The organism is Plantibacter sp. (assembly GCF_059073635.1).
Map to the genome: position 1 here is coordinate 446,995 of NZ_JCACOF010000010.1, position 15,991 is coordinate 462,985.

Sequence of the window (15,991 nt, forward strand, 5' to 3'; positions counted from 1 at the left end):
CCATGTTCACGGGCATCATCGAAGAACTCGGCACGATCGTCGCCATCGACCACGGCGAGGACTCGGCACGGTTCACCGTCCGCGGCCCGCTCGCCCTCGAGGGCACCAGGCACGGGGACTCCATCGCCGTGAGCGGTGTCTGCCTCACCGTCGTCGAGCAGACCGGCGAGACGTTCACGGCCGACGTCATGGCCCAGACCCTCGCGATGAGCTCCCTCGACGGCGTCACGGTCGGATCTCCGGTCAACCTCGAACGCGCGGCCCGCGTCGGCGACCGCCTCGGTGGCCACATCGTCCAAGGTCACGTCGACGGCACCGGCACCGTCCTGGCCACGGTGCCCGGCGAGGCCTGGCGCGTCGTGCGCGTCTCGCTCCCCGCGGCACTCGCGCCGCTCGTCGTCGACAAGGGATCGATCACCGTCGACGGCGTCTCGCTCACCGTCAGCGCCATCAGCGCACCGGACGCACCGGAAGCCTGGTTCGAGGTGTCCCTCATCCCCGAGACGCTGGCCGCGACGACGCTCGGTGAGCGGGTCCCCGGCGATCGTGTGAACCTCGAGACCGACATCCTCGCCCGGCACGTCGAGCGCATGCTCGCATTCAGCCGTCTCGAGTCGGCATTCCCCAGCAGCATCGGCCAGGATCCGCAGTCCGCGGACCCGGTCGGCACCACCGCCACCGGAAGGGGCAACGCATGAGCATCGCCAGCATCCCGGAGGCCCTCGCGGCACTCCGCCAGGGCCGACCGGTCATCGTGGCCGACGACGAAGGGCGAGAGAACGAGGGCGACGTGATCCTCGCCGCGGAGTCCGCCACCCAGGAGTGGATCGCGTGGACGGTCCGACACTCCTCCGGATTCATCTGTGCACCGATGACGAACGAGATCGCCGACCGACTGGCCCTCCCGCCGATGGTCGCGCTCAACGAGGACCCCAGAGGCACCGCGTACACCGTCACGGTCGACGCGGCCGACCGGCTCAGCACCGGCATCAGCGCCGCCGACCGCGCCCACACCTTGCGCGTGCTCGCCGACCCGGCGTCCGTGCCCGCCAGTCTCTCGCGCCCCGGACACATCGTCCCGTTGCGCGCCGTCGACGGCGGGGTGCGTGAGCGCGACGGCCACACGGAGGCGGCCGTCGACCTCATGAAGCTCGCGGGGCTGGTCCCCGTCGGGGCGATCTCCGAGATCGTCGCCGACGACGGCGAGATGATGCGCCTGCCCGGCCTCATCGCGCTCGGGGAGCGGGAGGGCGTGCTCGTCACGACGATCGCCGCACTCATCGCCTTCCTCGAGGAGAACCCCGATGCGGCTGCGGTCTGCGCCGAGGAACGCGCCGCCCAGGCGGCCATCCCCGAATCGTCGAACGTGTCGTTCGAGGTGGAGACGACCGTCCCGACGACGCACGGCTCGTTCCGGTTGCGCGCCTACCGCGACCGCAGGACCGGTGCCGACCACGTCGCCATCATCGCCGGCGACCCGCAGGCCACCGGTGCGCTCGTGCGCGTCCACTCCGAGTGCCTGACCGGCGAGGCGTTCGGCTCGCTCAAGTGCGAGTGCGGTCCGCAGCTCGACAGTGCTCTGGACACCATCCAGCGCCACGGCGGAGTCGTCGTCTACCTGCGCGGGCACGAAGGGCGCGGCATCGGCCTCGTCAACAAACTGCGCGCCTACCGGTTGCAGGAGGACGGTCTCGACACCCTCGACGCCAACCTCGCGCTCGGGTTGCCGGCCGACGCCCGCGACTACACGGCGGCGAGCGCGATCCTGACGGACCTCGGCATCACCTCCGTGCGCCTGCTCTCGAACAACCCGGAGAAGGAGCGACAGCTCACGAACCACGGCATCGCCGTGAGCGAGCGCGTCCCCCTGGTGGTCGGCGTCGGCCTGTTCAACGAGGGCTACCTCGAGACGAAGCGCGACCGCATGGGCCACAGCATCGGGTTCGAGCTCGCACCCGAACCGCACCCCCACCAGTAGTCCACCGCCGCCCTCGATTCCCTCGAGGAGCGAGAACACCACCAACCCCTCGACGCGCTCGAGGGAAGAAGACAGGAGACCGCATGAGCGGCGAAGGATCCCCCACCATCAGCGTCGACGGCACCGGCCTCGACATCGTCGTCATCGCCGGCACCTGGCACGAGACCATCACCGACGGTCTCATCGCCGGAGCCGTCAAGGCCCTCGATGCGAGCGGCGCCAACCACCGCCTCGTGCGGGTCCCCGGGAGCTTCGAACTCCCGGTCGTCGCCAAGGCCGCCCTCGAGGCCGGGGCCGACGCGGTCGTCGCACTCGGGGTCATCATCCGTGGCGGCACGCCGCACTTCGAGTACGTCTCCGACGCCGCGACGAGTGGCCTCACGCAGGTCAGCATCCAGACGGGCAAGCCCGTCGGCTTCGGCGTCCTCACCCTCGACGACGAGAAGCAGGGGCTCGACCGCGCAGGGCTGCCCGGGTCGAAGGAGGACAAGGGGGCGGAGGCCGCTGATGCCGCCGTCGCGACCGCGGTCGTCCTCCGCGAGCTGCGCGGCTGACCCGAGCAGAGGCGCATCACGCGGCATTCCGGTATCGGTATACGCCCTTCCGGGCAACCGAATACCGGAATGCCGTACTTCGGCGTACAGTGTCATGGTCCTGCCACAAGCGGGCGAACCTCTGATCCTGCCGTCGTCGGCGGGCGTGCGCGACCGGTGCTGATGCTTCGACGGCGTCCATTCCCGAACCGAAACGCGCACGCATGTCTCTCGAAGCAACCCCAGTCACCAAGGCCCCGGTCAATCCGCGCTCCCGAGTCGTCCTCGCCAGCCTCATCGGCACGACGATCGAGTTCTACGACTTCTACGTCTACGCGACGGCCGCCGTCCTCGTCTTCCCGCACCTCTTCTTCCCGAGTGAGGACCCGACCGCGGGTCTCCTCGCCTCCTTCGCCGTGTTCGGCGCCGCGATGGTGGCCCGCCCCGTCGGTGCCGTCATCTTCGGGCACCTCGGCGACAAACGCGGTCGGAAGGCGACCCTCGTCGGCGCCCTCCTCACCATGGGGATCGCGACCTTCCTCATCGGCCTGCTGCCGACCTACCAGCTCGTCGGCTGGGTCGCCCCGCTGCTCCTCGTGATCCTCCGCATCGGTCAGGGCTTCGCGCTCGGCGGCGAATGGTCGGGCGCCGCCCTCGTCGCGACGGAGAACGCGCCGACCGGCAAGCGTGCCCTGTTCGGCACGTTCCCGCAGCTCGGTGCGCCGATCGGCTTCATCATCGCCAACGGACTGTTCCTGATCATCGCGGCGATCCTGCCGAGCGACGACCCGTCCATGCCGTCCGAGGCGTTCCTCGAGTGGGGCTGGCGCATCCCGTTCCTCTTCTCCGTCGTCATGGTCATCGTCGGCCTCTGGGTCCGTCTCCGTCTCGTCGAGAGCAACGCGTTCACGAACGCGAAGGAGCAGGGCAAGGTGCAGCGGTCGCCGCTCGCGAGCGTCGTCAAGCTGCACTGGCGCAAGCTGCTCCTCGGCACCTTCTTCATGCTCGCCACCTACGTGCTCTTCTACCTGATGACGACGTTCTCCCTGAGCTACGGCCGTGCGCCACTCGACGCCCCGGTCGCCGGGCTCGGCTACAGCTACACGACCTTCGTGCTCATGCTCATCGCCGGCGTGGTCTTCTTCGGGATCTTCACGCTCGTGTCCGGTCCCTTCGCCGACAAGTACGGACGCCGCAAGACGCTCATCGTCGTGACGAGCGCGATCCTCGTGTTCGGTCTCGTCTGGGTCCCGTTGCTCGGCGCCGGGTTCACCGGGGTCATGATCTGGCTCATCATCGGATTCAGCCTCATGGGGTTCACCTTCGGACCGATGGGCGCCCTGCTGCCCGAGCTGTTCCCGACGAACGTGCGGTACACCGGGTCCGGGATCTCCTACAACGTGTCGTCGATCCTCGGTGCCGCGGTCGCACCGTTCATCGCCGTCGCGCTGTGGAGCGCCGGCGGCGGCAGCCCGTTCTGGGTCGGCGTCTACCTCTCGGCGATGGCCCTGATCACGCTCGTCGCCCTCATCGTCTCCAAGGAGACCAAGGACGTCGACATCGACGCCTGATCGAGGCGACCACCGAGGGCCGGTGCGTGGAGGACGTCTCCGCGCACCGGCCCTCGGTGCGTCCGCGCTCGGTGCGTCGGCTTCGGGCTCGGCGCGTGCGACCGTCGCCTAGAGTTGAACCACGGTGCGCCGTCGCCATGGACGTCTCGGAGCCGCGCACCGCACCTCGGAGGAAGAGCACCATGAGCACCCCAGCGCGCCCGGCACGCAGCCGCAACCCGTTCAGCCGACCGAAGGACGACGGTCCCCGCGCGAGCCTCAAGCAGCTCATGCCGTACATCTTCGAGCACCGCTCGATCCTCATCGTCGTCATCATCCTGAGCGTCATCGGAGCGGCCGCGTCACTCGCCCAGCCGCTCATCGTCAGCCAGGTGATCGGGGTCGTCGAGGCGGGCCGGTCGCTCGGCAACCTGGCGTGGCTCCTCGTCGGGCTCGTCGTGGTCTCCGGCGTCATCAGCGGGTACCAGCACTACCTCCTCCAGCGCGCCGGCACCGGGGTCGTGTACTCCTCCCGGCGCCAGCTGATCGCGCGCATCTTCCGGCTGCCGATCAGCCAGTTCGACACGCGCCGCACCGGCGACCTCGTCTCGCGGGTCGGCAGCGATACGACCATGCTCTACGCCGTCCTGACGCAGGGCTTCGTGGACGCCGTCGGCGGTGCCATCACCTTCCTCGGCGCACTCATCGCGATGGCGATCATCGACCCCGTCCTGCTGGGTCTCACCCTCCTCGTCGTCATCGTCTCGGTCGTCGTGGTCGTCGCCCTGAGCGGACGCATCCGCGTCGCCAGCCGCGAGCAGCAGACCAAGGTGGGCGAGCTCGCCGCCGCGGTCGAGCGCGCCATCAGCTCCATCCGCACCATCCGGGCGTCCAACGCGACCGACCGCGAGATCGACGCGGTGGACGGCGTGGCCAAGGAGGTCTACGGCGTCGGCGTGCGGATCGCGAAGATCTCCTCGCTGGTCGTCCCGGTCGCCGGCATCGCCATGCAGACCTCGTTCCTGGTCGTCCTGGGCGTCGGTGGGTTCCGGGTCGCGTCCGGGGCCATCACCATCGCGAGTCTCGTCGCGTTCATCCTCTTCCTGTTCATGATGATCATGCCGCTCGGCCAGGCCTTCGGCGCGATCACGAGCGTCAACCAGGCGCTCGGAGCGCTCGGCCGGATCCAGGAGATCCTCGACCTGCCCGACGAGGGCGACGACGACGCGGCCATCGCCGCGCGGGTCGGACGTCCCGGGACCGCCTCAGCGTCCGCTCCGGCGATCGAGTTCGACGGGGTCGAGTTCGCCTACCCGGACGCGGCGGTCATCGAGCGCGAACGGGCCGCAGCGGAGGCGCTCGCGACCGAGGCGCTGAGCGAGGGCACCAGCGCGCCGGAGGTCGTCGCCGCCGATGCCGCCCGACTCACCGAGGCGCAGTCCGCGCTCGGTCGTCAGGTGCTCCGTGGAGTGTCCTTCGCGGCGATGCAGGGCAGACGCACGGCGCTCGTCGGACCGTCCGGCGCCGGCAAGAGCACCATCCTCGGGCTCATCGAACGGTTCTACGACCCGACGGCCGGTGCCATCCGCCTGGGCGGCGTGGACATCCGCACGATCCCCCGCGCCGACCTCCGGGACCAGATCGGGTACGTGGAGCAGGACGCCCCGGTCCTCGCCGGCACGCTGCGCGACAACCTGCTGCTGTCGTCACCGGATGCGAGCGACGCCGACTGCGAGCGCGTGCTGCACGCGGTCAACCTCGGCGGGGTCCTCGACCGCAACCCGCTCGGTCTCGCCGCTCCGGTCGGCGAGGACGGCATCATGTTGTCGGGTGGCGAGCGGCAACGCCTCGCGATCGCGCGCGCCATCCTCGCGGCTCCCCCGATCCTGTTGTTGGACGAGTCGACCTCGAGCCTCGACGGCGTCAACGAGCAGATGATGCGCGAGGCCATCGACGCGGTCGCGACGGGACGCACGCTCATCGTCATCGCGCACCGGCTCTCGACCGTCGTCGACAGCGATCAGATCGTCGTCCTCGAGGAGGGTCGGGTGGTCGGCGTCGGCACCCACAGCGACCTCGTGACCGAGGTCCCGCTCTACCGCGAACTCGCCAAGCACCAGCTCCTCGTGTGACGCTCCGCTCGCCCGACCGTCGTCGGGCGAGCGAGCGGACGCATCAGGACCGGAGGCGGTAGCGCAGGGCGGCGAGTTCCGCACGGAGGGCGGCCGGGACCCGGTTGCCGAAGGTGTCGAAGAAGGACTCGGTGAGGTCGCACTCGACGAGCCAGGACTCGCGATCGACGGCGAACAGGGCGTCGAGGTCGGCCTCGGGCACGTCGATGCCGTCGAGGTTCAGCTCGTCGAGGACGGGCAACCGGCCGATCGCCGACTCCCGTGCGTCGACCTCGTGCTCGAGCCGCCGCACGATCCACTCGATGACCCGCGAGTTCTCGCCGAAGCCAGGCCACAGGAAGGAGCCGTCGGCGTCCTTCCGGAACCAGTTGACCTGGAAGATCCGCGGCGCCTTGCCGTGCTCGAGTGCACCGCCGACCCGCAACCAGTGACTCCAGTAGTCCGCCATGTTGTAGCCGCAGAACGGGAGCATCGCGAAGGGGTCGCGACGGAGCTCCCCGACCGTGCCCTCGGCGGCGGCGGTCTGCTCGGAGGAGATCGTCGCCCCCATGAACACGCCGTGCTCCCAGCTGCTGGCCTCGACCACGAGCGGGACGTTCGTGGCACGACGCCCGCCGAAGAGGATCGCGTCGAGCGGGACGCCGTCGGCCGCGTCCCAGTCGTCGGCGATCGACGGGCACTGCGCCGCCGCGACGGTGAACCGCGAGTTCGGGTGGGCCGCCGGGCGCCCCGACTCGGGCGTCCAGTCCTGCCCCTGCCAGTCGACGAGGTGGGCGGGCGGCTCGGGGGTCAGTCCCTCCCACCAGACGTCTCCGTCGTCGCGGAGCGCGACGTTGGTGAAGATCGTGTTGCCCCACAGGGTGTCGACGGCTGTCGCATTCGTGCCGGCGCCCGTGCCGGGTGCGACCCCGAAGAAGCCTGCCTCCGGGTTGATGGCGTACAGACGGCCGTCGTCGCCGGGCCGGATCCACGCGATGTCGTCGCCGAGGGTCTCGACCGTCCACCCGGGGATCGTCGGCCGCAGCATCGCGAGGTTGGTCTTGCCACAGGCCGAGGGGAACGCGGCGGCGATGTGGAACGCCCGGCCCTCCGGCGAGACGACCCGGACCAGCAGCATGTGCTCGGCCAGCCAGCCCTCGTCGCGTCCGATGACCGAGGCGATCCGCAGCGCGAAGCACTTCTTCGCGAGGAGTGCGTTACCGCCGTAGCCGGAGCCGAACGACCACACTTCGCGCGTCTCCGGGAACTGGACGATGTACTTGGTGTCGTTGCACGGCCAGACCACGTCGGCCTGCCCTGCTTCGAGCGGAGCGCCGACCGAGTGGACGGTCCGGACCCACGGCTGTCCGTCGGCGATGAGCTCGAGGACGCGGTCGCCCATCCGCGTCATGATGCCCATGCTGAGGACCGCGTACGCCGAGTCGGTGATCTGCACGCCGAGCTGCGAGAGCGGCCCGCCGACCGCGCCCATCGAGAACGGCACGACGTACATCGTGCGGCCGCGCATGCTGCCGGCGAAGACCCCGTGCAATTCGTCGCGCATCGCCGCGGGATCCCGCCAGTTGTTCGTCGGGCCGGCGTCCTCCTCCTGCTCGGAGCAGATGAAGGTGCGGTCCTCGACGCGCGCGACGTCGCGCGGATCGCTGCGGGCGAGGAAACTGTTCGGCCGCCACTCCGGGTTGAGCTTGATCAGCTTCCCCTCCTCGACGAGCTGGTGGGTGAGCCGGTGCGACTCGCTCGCGGAGCCGTCGACCCAGTGGATCGCGGACGGCTCCAGGAGGGCCGCCAGGTCGTCGACCCAGGCGTGCAGCTCGGCGAGGCCGCTGCGCTTCGGGCGCGGCACCGCTCGGAGCTCCGCGCGGGCGGCGGGAGCGGGTGCGGTGTCGGGAATCAGTGCTGCGATGGACATGCGTTCCTCCGGCGTTGGTGGGACGGTCAAGAAGTGGTCGTAGAGCCACCATGCGCCCGTATCGGTCGATCTTCACGGTCTTTCACCCTTCAAGAATCGCGGTTCTTTCGATACGGTGAAGGAATGACGCCGACTCCCGCATCGAACGCCGCTGCCGAGCTCCTCACGCTCGGCCATCGGATCCGGCACTTCCGGACCCGGCGAGGCCTCACCCTCGACGACCTCGGCGAACGGGTCGGGCTGGCGGCGAGCCAGCTCTCCCTCATCGAGAACGGGAAGCGCGAGCCGAAGCTGTCGGTGCTGCAGGAGCTGACGACCGCGCTCGGGGTCGACCTGACCGACCTCCTGTCGAAGGAGGCACCGAACCCCCGCGCGGCGCTGGAGATCGAGCTGGACCGCCTCCAGCGCAGTGCCCTCTACGGCGAGTTGACCCTGCCGATCGTCAAGCCGTCGAAGGGCATCCCCGACGAGGCCCTCCGCGCACTCGTGGGCCTGCACCGCGAACTGCAGCGGCACGCGAGCGAGGCGATCGCGACCCCGGAGGAGGCGCGGCGTGCCAACACCGAGTTGCGGGAGTGGATGCGGGAGCGCGACAACCACCTGCCCGAGATCGAGGAACTCGCGGAGTCGCGCGTGCTGCGCGCCGGGCACAGCACCGGCGCACTCACCCACCGCACGGTGAGCATCATGGCGGAACAGCTCGGCTTCGACCTCATCTACGTCAACGACCTGCCGCACTCCGCCCGCAGCGTCACCGATCTCGAGAACGGGCGCATCTACCTGCCACCGGCGTCGATCCCCGGCGGGCACGGCCTGCGGTCCATGGCCCTGCAGGCGATGGCGCACCGCCTGCTCGGGCACCAGCGTCCGACGAGCTACGCCGAGTTCCTCCGGCAACGGCTCGAGATCAACTACTTCGCTGCGGCGGCGCTCATGCCGCAGACGGCCGCGGTGTCGTTCCTGCAGCAGGCCAAGCGCGATCGCAACCTGGCCGTCGAGGACTTCCGCGACGCCTTCGGGGTCACCCATGAGGCCGCGGCGCTGCGCCTGACCAACCTGGCGACCGCCCGGCTCGACATGCGCCTGCACTTCCTGCGGGTCTCCGAGGACGGGGCGATCTCGAAGGCCTATGAGAACGATGCGCTGCCGCTGCCCGTCGACGTGACGGGCGCGGTGGAGGGCCAGATCGTGTGCCGGAAGTGGAGCGCGCGGAACGCCTTCGCGCGGACGAACCGCACCACGGAGCTCTACCAGTACACCGACACCCCGGCCGGTACCTTCTGGTGCGCGACGCAGACCGGCACGACCGAGGCCGGGGAGTTCTCGATCTCGGTCGGCGTGCCCTGGGGCGAGGCGAAGTGGTTCCGCGGACGGGAGACCACGACGCGTGCGGTCTCCACCTGCCCGGACCCGACCTGCTGCCGTCGACCGCCGTCGGACCTCGCCGACAAGTGGCGGGAGCAGGCCTGGCCGAGCGCCCGCTTGCACACCCACATCCTCTCCCCGCTGCCGAGCGGCACCTTCCCCGGCGTCGACGACTCCGAGGTCTACGACTTCCTCGAGCGTCACGCGGCGGGCTGATCGCTGGGGGCGGCGACGCCGTCGTGTGTTCCCGGGGTGCTGCAGAACGCCCAGGCCGGGAGGTGCCCCTGGCGGATCAGCGAACCGACGGTCGCCGCCAGCGGGTGGTCCAGCTCCTCGTCGACCAGCTCGGCGAGGAAGGCGGCCGCGCGCGTGCTCTGACCGAGCGCCCACGACAGCCAGGCGAGCATGGCGAGCGGCGCGACGCGTGCCGACTCCGACGCTCGCGCCGCGACGCCGAGGAGCAGGCTGCTCGCCGCACGGATGCGCTGGACGTCGGGATGCGGTCCGTCGCCGACCAGCAGGTGGGCGACCCGGTGGAACACCTCCGGGTCGTCCGTCCCGACCGGCAGATGCCCGTACGCGCGTTCGGCGTCGTCGAGTTCCTCGCCCAGCTCGCGCCCGAACGCCCACTGCATGAGTGCGAGATCGCTCGCCCACGGGCGTGACAGGCTCAGCAACAGGAAGGCCACTTCCCGAGCGGTCATCGCATCGACGCCGCGGGCGAGCGCGTCCTCGAAGACCGCAGGAAGGCCGTCGAGTCGTTCCACGGCGTCTCCGACGTCGATCCGCCAGGTCGTGCGCGCGTGATCGGCGGCCGCGTCGAGCATGGAGGCCAGTCGAGCGCAGAGCACCCGGTACTCGAGGTCGACGGCTGCGAACGTCGCCACGTCCACCCGCGGGACCTCGGTCGTGACGAGCTCCCACGGGAGCGGTGGGACCGGCGGGACCGCCGCCGAGGCCACGATCCCCGGCGAGCGCCCTCCGGCGGGGAGTCCAGGGTCGAGGTAGGAGCCCCAGCCGTCAGCGGCCGAGCAGAGCGCGTCTTTGACCGTGAACCCCTGTGCGCTCGCCAGCTCGAGGACCGCGTCGGCGATGGTCCTGCCCGGCGGCTCCGCCCCTGCTCCGAACGCGTCGTCCGTGTAGACCACGGGCACGATGGCGTCGACACCCGGGGCCCGGCAGGCGAATCCGAGGGCGCGCTCCGCGGCGGCGTCCGCCACCTGCCGGTCGACGTCCGTTCCGGCCGGCAGGTGCACCTGGAGTGCGCCGCGGCTGTGACGGCCCGCGAACAGGACGACGACGAGACTCGATCTCGGAGTGCTTCCGACGAGTCCGGGGATGAGGGCGAGGAGGTCTTCGGCCGCATTGGCCTGCACGATGTGGGTCATGGAGCAAGCCTCGATCGAACCCGGGTCCGACTGTCCGGCAGGCGTCACGCATGTGGAGCGGATGCTGTCGCGGCCGCACTGTGCAGCGCGGTCACCGCGGAGTAGAGTGTGCTCGTCAGACTCCGCAACACGGGGGTCGTTGCTCGAAAAAAGGGCGATAGCGCGGCCAGCACCGGCGAGACACACACGGAATCCCATCCGTCCACGTTCTCGAAGGTCTCCCATGTCCGAACACGCTTCGTCGACCGTTCTCACGTCGATCCGCTCCTCCACCGTCTCCGCCCGGGTGGCACAGGCACTCAGCCGCCATGTCTCCGAGGTGTTCGGCGTCATGGGCAACGGCAACGCGCACCTCCTCGACGCCCTCGCCTCGACCACGACCCGCTTCACCGCCATGCGGCACGAGGCCGGCGGTGTCGCCGCAGCCGACGCCTACGCCCGCGCGGGCGGCGGTCTCGCTGCCGCGACCGCGACCTACGGAGCCGGATTCACCAACACCCTGACACCCCTCGCGGAGGCGGTGATGGCCCAGATCCCGCTGGTCCTCGTCGTCGGTGACGCCCCGACCACCGGTGCCCGCCCCTGGGACGTCGACCAGTTCCAGATCGCCGCCGGGCTCGGTGCCCCGACCTTCACCGTCGGTCGTGACGACGCCACCGCGACCACGCTGCGGGCCATCGAGCACGCCGTCCACCGCCGGACCGCGGTCGTGCTCGCGATCCCCTACGACCTCGCCGCCGTGGCGTCCGACGAGCCGCTGCGGGCGGACGGGACACCACACCACCCGGCGCTCGTCCGGCCGTCCCGCGTGGAGCCCGTCGCACGGCGCCTGGACACCGCCGCCGCCGCCCTGCGCAGCGCACACCGTCCGCTCATCCTGGCCGGGCGTGGAGCCTGGCTGGCCGACGCCGGACCCGTCCTCGGCGAGCTCGCCGAGCGGCTCGACGCCCACACCGCCACCACGGCGCTCGGACGCGGGCTCTTCGGTTCCAGCCCCCGTGATCTCGGGGTGGCCGGCGGCTTCGCGACGGAGCACGCCGCGACACGCATCGCCGAAGCGGACGTCGTGCTCGTCGTCGGCGCCGGCCTCAACCAGTTCACGATGCGGTTCGGCGAGGCCTTCTCCGCCGATGCGCACGTCATCCAGGTCGACCTCGCCGACGCCCCGACGAACGCCAGGGTCGACGAGCTCATCCACGGTGACGCGGCCCTCGCAGCCGCAGGTCTCCTGGAACGGCTCTCCGACGGCGCGGGGTCCGGATGGGTCGCGTCGGCCGGCCGCGCCCGCCCAGCACCGCACCTCGACCGCGACCTGGGTGACGGTTCGACCGGCGACGGGCTGTGCGCGGACGGGCGCCTCGACCCACGAAGCCTCGCGCACCGACTGGACGAGCTGCTCCCGGCCGACCGCACGGTCGTGCAGGACGGCGGCCACTTCATCGGCTGGGCGCCGATGTACTTCGACATCCCCTCCCCCGACCGCCTCGTCATGGTCGGGACGGCGTACCAGTCGATCGGACTCGGGTTCCCGAGCGCCGTCGGTGCCGCGGCGGCCGGGCACACGGGCACCACCGTCCTGTGCACCGGCGACGGCGGCGGCCTCATGGCGCTCCCCGACCTCGACACCGTCATCCGCACGGTGCCGAGCGGCGTGATCGTGGTCTTCAACGACGCGGCCTACGGAGCCGAGGTCCACCAGTACGGCTCGCGTGGACTCGACCAGACCCCGATGCTCATCGACGAGGTCGACTTCGCCGCCCTCGCGCGCGCCTTGGGGGGCCAGGGCGTGACGGTCGACACGCTCGCGGACCTCGACGGACTCACCGACTGGGTCCACGCCGGGGCGCAGGGCGTCCTCCTGCTCGACTGCCGCATCTCCACGAGCGTCGTCGCCCCGTACCTCTCCGAGATGATGCAGCAGGGACCACGACCGGTCGCCGTCGACTGAGCCTGTGCGGCGCCACCGCGGGTATCGTTGACGGGTGCTTCCTCAGCCTGCCCCGACCGCACCCACCTACGTCATGTCGACGGACGGCATCCGGATCGCGACGTACCTCCACGAACCGGCTCCGGGCACAGGCGACCTCGGCACGATCATCGCAGTGCACGGCTTCGCCTCGAGCGCCGGACTCAACTGGGACCTCGCCGGGTGGACACGCACGCTCACGCGCGCCGGGTACCGCCTGCTGACCCTCGACCAACGCGGTCACGGAGCCTCGGACAAACCGACGGATCCGGCCGCATACCGCCTCGACATCCTCGTCGACGACGTCCTGTCCGTCCTCGACGGCTACGGCGTCGACGAGCCGCACTACCTCGGGTACTCGCTGGGCTCCCGGGTGGGTTGGCGGCTGGGCGTCCGGCACCCCGACCGCGTGCGCTCCCTCAGCCTCGGCGGCCTCCCCGAGGGCGACTCGCTCCGCGACTTCGACCTGGAGGCGGCCCGTCACCACGTGAGGACCGGGACGACGATCGCCCACGCCCTCACCGACACGTACGTGACGATGGCCGAGGGCGTCCCGGGCAACGACGTTGAGGCGCTCATCGCCCTGGTGGACGGCCTCCGCGGAGGACCGCAGCCGAGCACGGCCGAGGTGCCGCCACTGCCCATGTTGCTCGTGACCGGAGACGACGACGCGGTCGCCGCCGGGAGTCGGCGGCTCGCCGAAGCCGCCGGTGCCCGCTACGTGGGGCTGCCCGGCCGCGAACACTTCAACGCGGTCTCGTCGCGGGCGTTCAAGGACGCCGTGCTGGCGTTCCTCGCTGAGCAGGGGTAGCCGGTCGCGACCGCCTCGGTCAGGCCGCGTGCCGGTGCTCGACCCGACCCTTCGCGAGCTTCGACGGCCACCAGATGGCGCTCCCGATGTCGTGGCTGAGGGCTGGGACGAGCAGCGTCCGGACGATGATCGTGTCGAGGAGGACCCCGAACGCCACGATGAACGCGATCTGCGCGAGGAACAGGATCGGGATGACGCCCAGCGCCGCGAACGTGGCCGCGAGCACGAGTCCGGCCGAGGTGATCACGCCACCCGTGATCGCCAGCCCCCGCAGCACGCCGGCCCTCGTTCCGACCCGCAGCGACTCCTCGCGGACCCTCGTCATGAGGAAGATGTTGTAGTCGATCCCGAGCGCCACGAGGAAGACGAAGCCGTAGAGCGGCACACTCGGATCCGCGCCCGGGAACCCGAGCACGTGGTTGAACACGAGCGCGGAGACCCCGAGGGCCGCCCCGAAGGACACCACCACGCTGAGGATCAGCAGGACCGGGGCGAGCACCGAGCGGAGCAGCAGCATGAGGATGAGGAGGATGACGGCGAGCACCACGGGGATGATGAGGTTCCGGTCGTGGATGGACGCGTCGTTCGAGTCGATGGCGGTCGCCGTGACGCCGCCGACCGGTGTGTGGGTGCCGACCTCGGCGTCGAGGGTCGAGCGCAGCTGTCGCACGCTCTCCTCCGCCGACGCGGAGTCCGGTGCCGCGTCGAGCGTCGCCTGGAGCAGGATGCGGCCGTCGTCGACCGTCGGTTCGGCGGACGCCACCGGGGTCCCCGGCGGCCCCGCGGCGGGAGCCGTGAACACCGCCTCCCCGTCGCTCACCGTCGCATCCGCGGTGCCCGTCGCGGAGTCGCTCGACAGCACCTGGACGCTGTCGAGACCGTCGGCCTCCTCGAGGATCCCGATGACCTGCGCGGCATCGCCCTCCTGCGTGAGGACGTACACGGGGCTCGCCGAACCGGCCGGGAAGTGCTCACCGAGGGCGGCCTGACCGTCACGGGCCTCGGACGTGCCGAGGATGAGGTCGCTCTGGGCGACGCCGTCCGCCTTGAGCTGGAAGACCCCGAGGCTCGCGACCAGGAGGAGCAGGGTGCTCCCGATCCAGACGACGCGGGCGTGACGGGAGATGAGGCGGGCGATCCCACCCCACAGACCGGTGGTCGGCACGGCGGTGTCGTCGGTCGACGAGGCGCGCACCCGGTGCTCGCTCCCGACCTTCGGGCGCAGCGGCCAGAACGAGGTGCGACCGCAGGCCAGCAGGAGCGCGGGCAGGAAGGTGAGCGCTGCGAGGACCGAGAAGACGATCCCGATCGAGGCGACCGGCCCGAGCGCCTTGTTCGAGTTCAGGTCGCTGAGCAGCAGGCAGAGCAGTCCGGCGATGACGGTGCCGCCCGACGCGACGATCGGCTCGAACGATCCGCGGAGCGCAGCCCACGTCGCATCCCACCGCCGCTCGTGGTCGCGGAGCGCCTCCCGGTACCGCGAGACGTAGAGCAGCGAGTAGTCGGTCGCCGCACCGATCACGAGGATGAAGAGGATGCCCTGGACCTGGCCGTTCAGCAGGACGACGCCGGCCTTCGCGAGCCACCACACGGTGAGGAGTGCGGTGCAGAGGGCGAACAGCGAGGTGCCGAGCACGAGGAACGGGAGGACCGGCGAGCGGTACACGACGATGAGGATGAGGAAGACGGCGCCGAGCGCGGTCAGGAGGAGGATGCCGTCGATGCCGGCGAAGGCGTCGGTGAGGTCGGCGGTGAACCCTGCCGGGCCGGTGACGAAGACGTCGAGGCCGGCCGGGGCGGCTTCGGCGAGCTGCGCACGGAGGGCCTCGACGACGTCGCCGACCTCCGCGTCGCCGCTGATCGGGACGAAGACCTCGACCGCGTCGCCGTCCTCGGAGGGGATGGCCGGAGAGACGCCGTCGGCGACGCCCTCGGTGGAGGACAGGGCTGAGAGCTCGTCGTCGATCGCCGCCCGGTCCTCGTCGGTGATCCCGCCGTCGCGGACGAACAGCACGAGGGCCGGGATGTCGTCACCCTCCCGGAACCCGTCGAGTGCCGTCTGCACCTCGGTCGCGTCCGCGCTCGCGGGGAGGAAGCTCGTCTGGTCGTTGGTCGCGACCTCGCTCACCTTCCCGAAGTACGGACCGCCGACGCCGGCGGCCGTGAGCCAGAGGAGGATGAGGACCGCGGGGAGCACGACCCGCAGCCACCGCGGCGCACCCGCCCGATCCCGCTGCTGCGTCCGGGTGTCCGCGTCCGTCTGCGTTCCGCCGTGTCGTCCGTGCGTCATGCGCGCGCCCCGTTCTCGCCCTGCTCCGAAATAATATGCAGCTAGCTTACTATCTGCGTCGGGCGCCCG

Annotated in this window: 11 protein-coding genes; 8 read left to right on the forward strand and 3 right to left on the reverse strand. The window is 70.8% G+C overall.

Annotated elements, in window-relative coordinates; translation table 11 throughout:
- The first annotated feature begins 2 nt into the window (after window positions 1-2).
- From AC5JOC_RS14275 to AC5JOC_RS14295, 5 genes are all read left to right on the forward strand, one after another.
- Window positions 3-698 (forward strand): riboflavin synthase, encoded by a 696-nt coding sequence (locus AC5JOC_RS14275; protein WP_229938970.1) that lies wholly within the window; start codon window positions 3-5, stop codon window positions 696-698.
- A complete protein-coding gene (ribA, locus tag AC5JOC_RS14280) occupies window positions 695-1,978 on the forward strand; it encodes a GTP cyclohydrolase II (RefSeq protein ID WP_192006836.1) in 1,284 nt (427 codons plus the stop codon). Before AC5JOC_RS14275 ends, ribA begins: the two co-directional genes overlap by 4 nt.
- An 83-nt stretch (window positions 1,979-2,061) precedes the next feature.
- Window positions 2,062-2,532: a 6,7-dimethyl-8-ribityllumazine synthase gene (ribH, locus tag AC5JOC_RS14285; protein ID WP_064294813.1), complete on the forward strand. Its 471-nt coding sequence runs from the start codon at window positions 2,062-2,064 to the stop codon at window positions 2,530-2,532.
- 203 nt (window positions 2,533-2,735) lie between these two features.
- Window positions 2,736-4,082: an MFS transporter gene (locus tag AC5JOC_RS14290; RefSeq protein WP_079707347.1), complete on the forward strand. Its 1,347-nt coding sequence runs from the start codon at window positions 2,736-2,738 to the stop codon at window positions 4,080-4,082.
- A gap of 182 nt (window positions 4,083-4,264) precedes the next feature.
- Complete coding sequence (locus AC5JOC_RS14295) at window positions 4,265-6,193, forward strand: ABC transporter ATP-binding protein (protein ID WP_194605281.1); 1,929 nt, start codon at window positions 4,265-4,267, stop codon at window positions 6,191-6,193.
- Window positions 6,194-6,236: 43 nt separating this feature from the next.
- On the opposite strand, the gene AC5JOC_RS14300 is transcribed toward AC5JOC_RS14295, so the two are convergent.
- Complete coding sequence (locus AC5JOC_RS14300) at window positions 6,237-8,102, reverse strand: phosphoenolpyruvate carboxykinase (GTP) (RefSeq protein WP_494246618.1); 1,866 nt, start codon at window positions 8,100-8,102, stop codon at window positions 6,237-6,239.
- 123 nt (window positions 8,103-8,225) lie between these two features.
- Here AC5JOC_RS14300 and AC5JOC_RS14305 point away from each other — a divergent pair, with 123 nt between their 5' ends.
- Window positions 8,226-9,683, forward strand: a complete 1,458-nt coding sequence (locus tag AC5JOC_RS14305; RefSeq protein WP_124769726.1) for a helix-turn-helix transcriptional regulator — start codon at window positions 8,226-8,228, stop codon at window positions 9,681-9,683.
- On the opposite strand, the gene AC5JOC_RS14310 is transcribed toward AC5JOC_RS14305, so the two are convergent.
- Entirely contained in the window at window positions 9,668-10,855 is a 1,188-nt protein-coding gene (locus AC5JOC_RS14310; protein WP_494246619.1) for a DUF4192 family protein, read from the reverse strand. The genes AC5JOC_RS14305 and AC5JOC_RS14310 overlap by 16 nt on opposite strands.
- 223 nt (window positions 10,856-11,078) lie before the next feature.
- Between AC5JOC_RS14310 and AC5JOC_RS14315 the strand changes: the two genes are divergently transcribed.
- Both AC5JOC_RS14315 and AC5JOC_RS14320 read left to right on the forward strand, forming a co-directional pair.
- Window positions 11,079-12,803 carry a thiamine pyrophosphate-binding protein gene (locus AC5JOC_RS14315; protein WP_494246620.1) on the forward strand — a complete coding sequence of 575 codons (1,725 nt, stop codon included), beginning with the start codon at window positions 11,079-11,081 and terminating at the stop codon, window positions 12,801-12,803.
- Between the two features lie 34 nt (window positions 12,804-12,837).
- Window positions 12,838-13,632: an alpha/beta fold hydrolase gene (locus tag AC5JOC_RS14320; protein WP_494246621.1), complete on the forward strand. Its 795-nt coding sequence runs from the start codon at window positions 12,838-12,840 to the stop codon at window positions 13,630-13,632.
- Window positions 13,633-13,651: 19 nt separating this feature from the next.
- On the opposite strand, the gene AC5JOC_RS14325 is transcribed toward AC5JOC_RS14320, so the two are convergent.
- A complete protein-coding gene (locus AC5JOC_RS14325; protein ID WP_494246622.1) occupies window positions 13,652-15,922 on the reverse strand; it encodes an MMPL family transporter in 2,271 nt (756 codons plus the stop codon).
- Window positions 15,923-15,991: the final 69 nt, after the last annotated feature.

Excerpts from the sequence above, each read along its gene's own strand:
- AC5JOC_RS14275 (WP_229938970.1), top strand. The coding sequence starts at position 3 with ATGTTCACGGGCATCATCGAAGAACTCGGCACGATCGTCGCCATCGAC.
- ribA (WP_192006836.1), top strand. The coding sequence starts at position 695 with ATGAGCATCGCCAGCATCCCGGAGGCCCTCGCGGCACTCCGCCAGGGC.
- ribH (WP_064294813.1), top strand. The coding sequence starts at position 2,062 with ATGAGCGGCGAAGGATCCCCCACCATCAGCGTCGACGGCACCGGCCTC.
- AC5JOC_RS14290 (WP_079707347.1), top strand. The coding sequence starts at position 2,736 with ATGTCTCTCGAAGCAACCCCAGTCACCAAGGCCCCGGTCAATCCGCGC.
- AC5JOC_RS14295 (WP_194605281.1), top strand. The coding sequence starts at position 4,265 with ATGAGCACCCCAGCGCGCCCGGCACGCAGCCGCAACCCGTTCAGCCGA.
- AC5JOC_RS14300 (WP_494246618.1), bottom strand. The coding sequence starts at position 8,102 with ATGTCCATCGCAGCACTGATTCCCGACACCGCACCCGCTCCCGCCGCC.
- AC5JOC_RS14305 (WP_124769726.1), top strand. The coding sequence starts at position 8,226 with ATGACGCCGACTCCCGCATCGAACGCCGCTGCCGAGCTCCTCACGCTC.
- AC5JOC_RS14310 (WP_494246619.1), bottom strand. The coding sequence starts at position 10,855 with ATGACCCACATCGTGCAGGCCAATGCGGCCGAAGACCTCCTCGCCCTC.
- AC5JOC_RS14315 (WP_494246620.1), top strand. The coding sequence starts at position 11,079 with ATGTCCGAACACGCTTCGTCGACCGTTCTCACGTCGATCCGCTCCTCC.
- AC5JOC_RS14325 (WP_494246622.1), bottom strand. The coding sequence starts at position 15,922 with ATGACGCACGGACGACACGGCGGAACGCAGACGGACGCGGACACCCGG.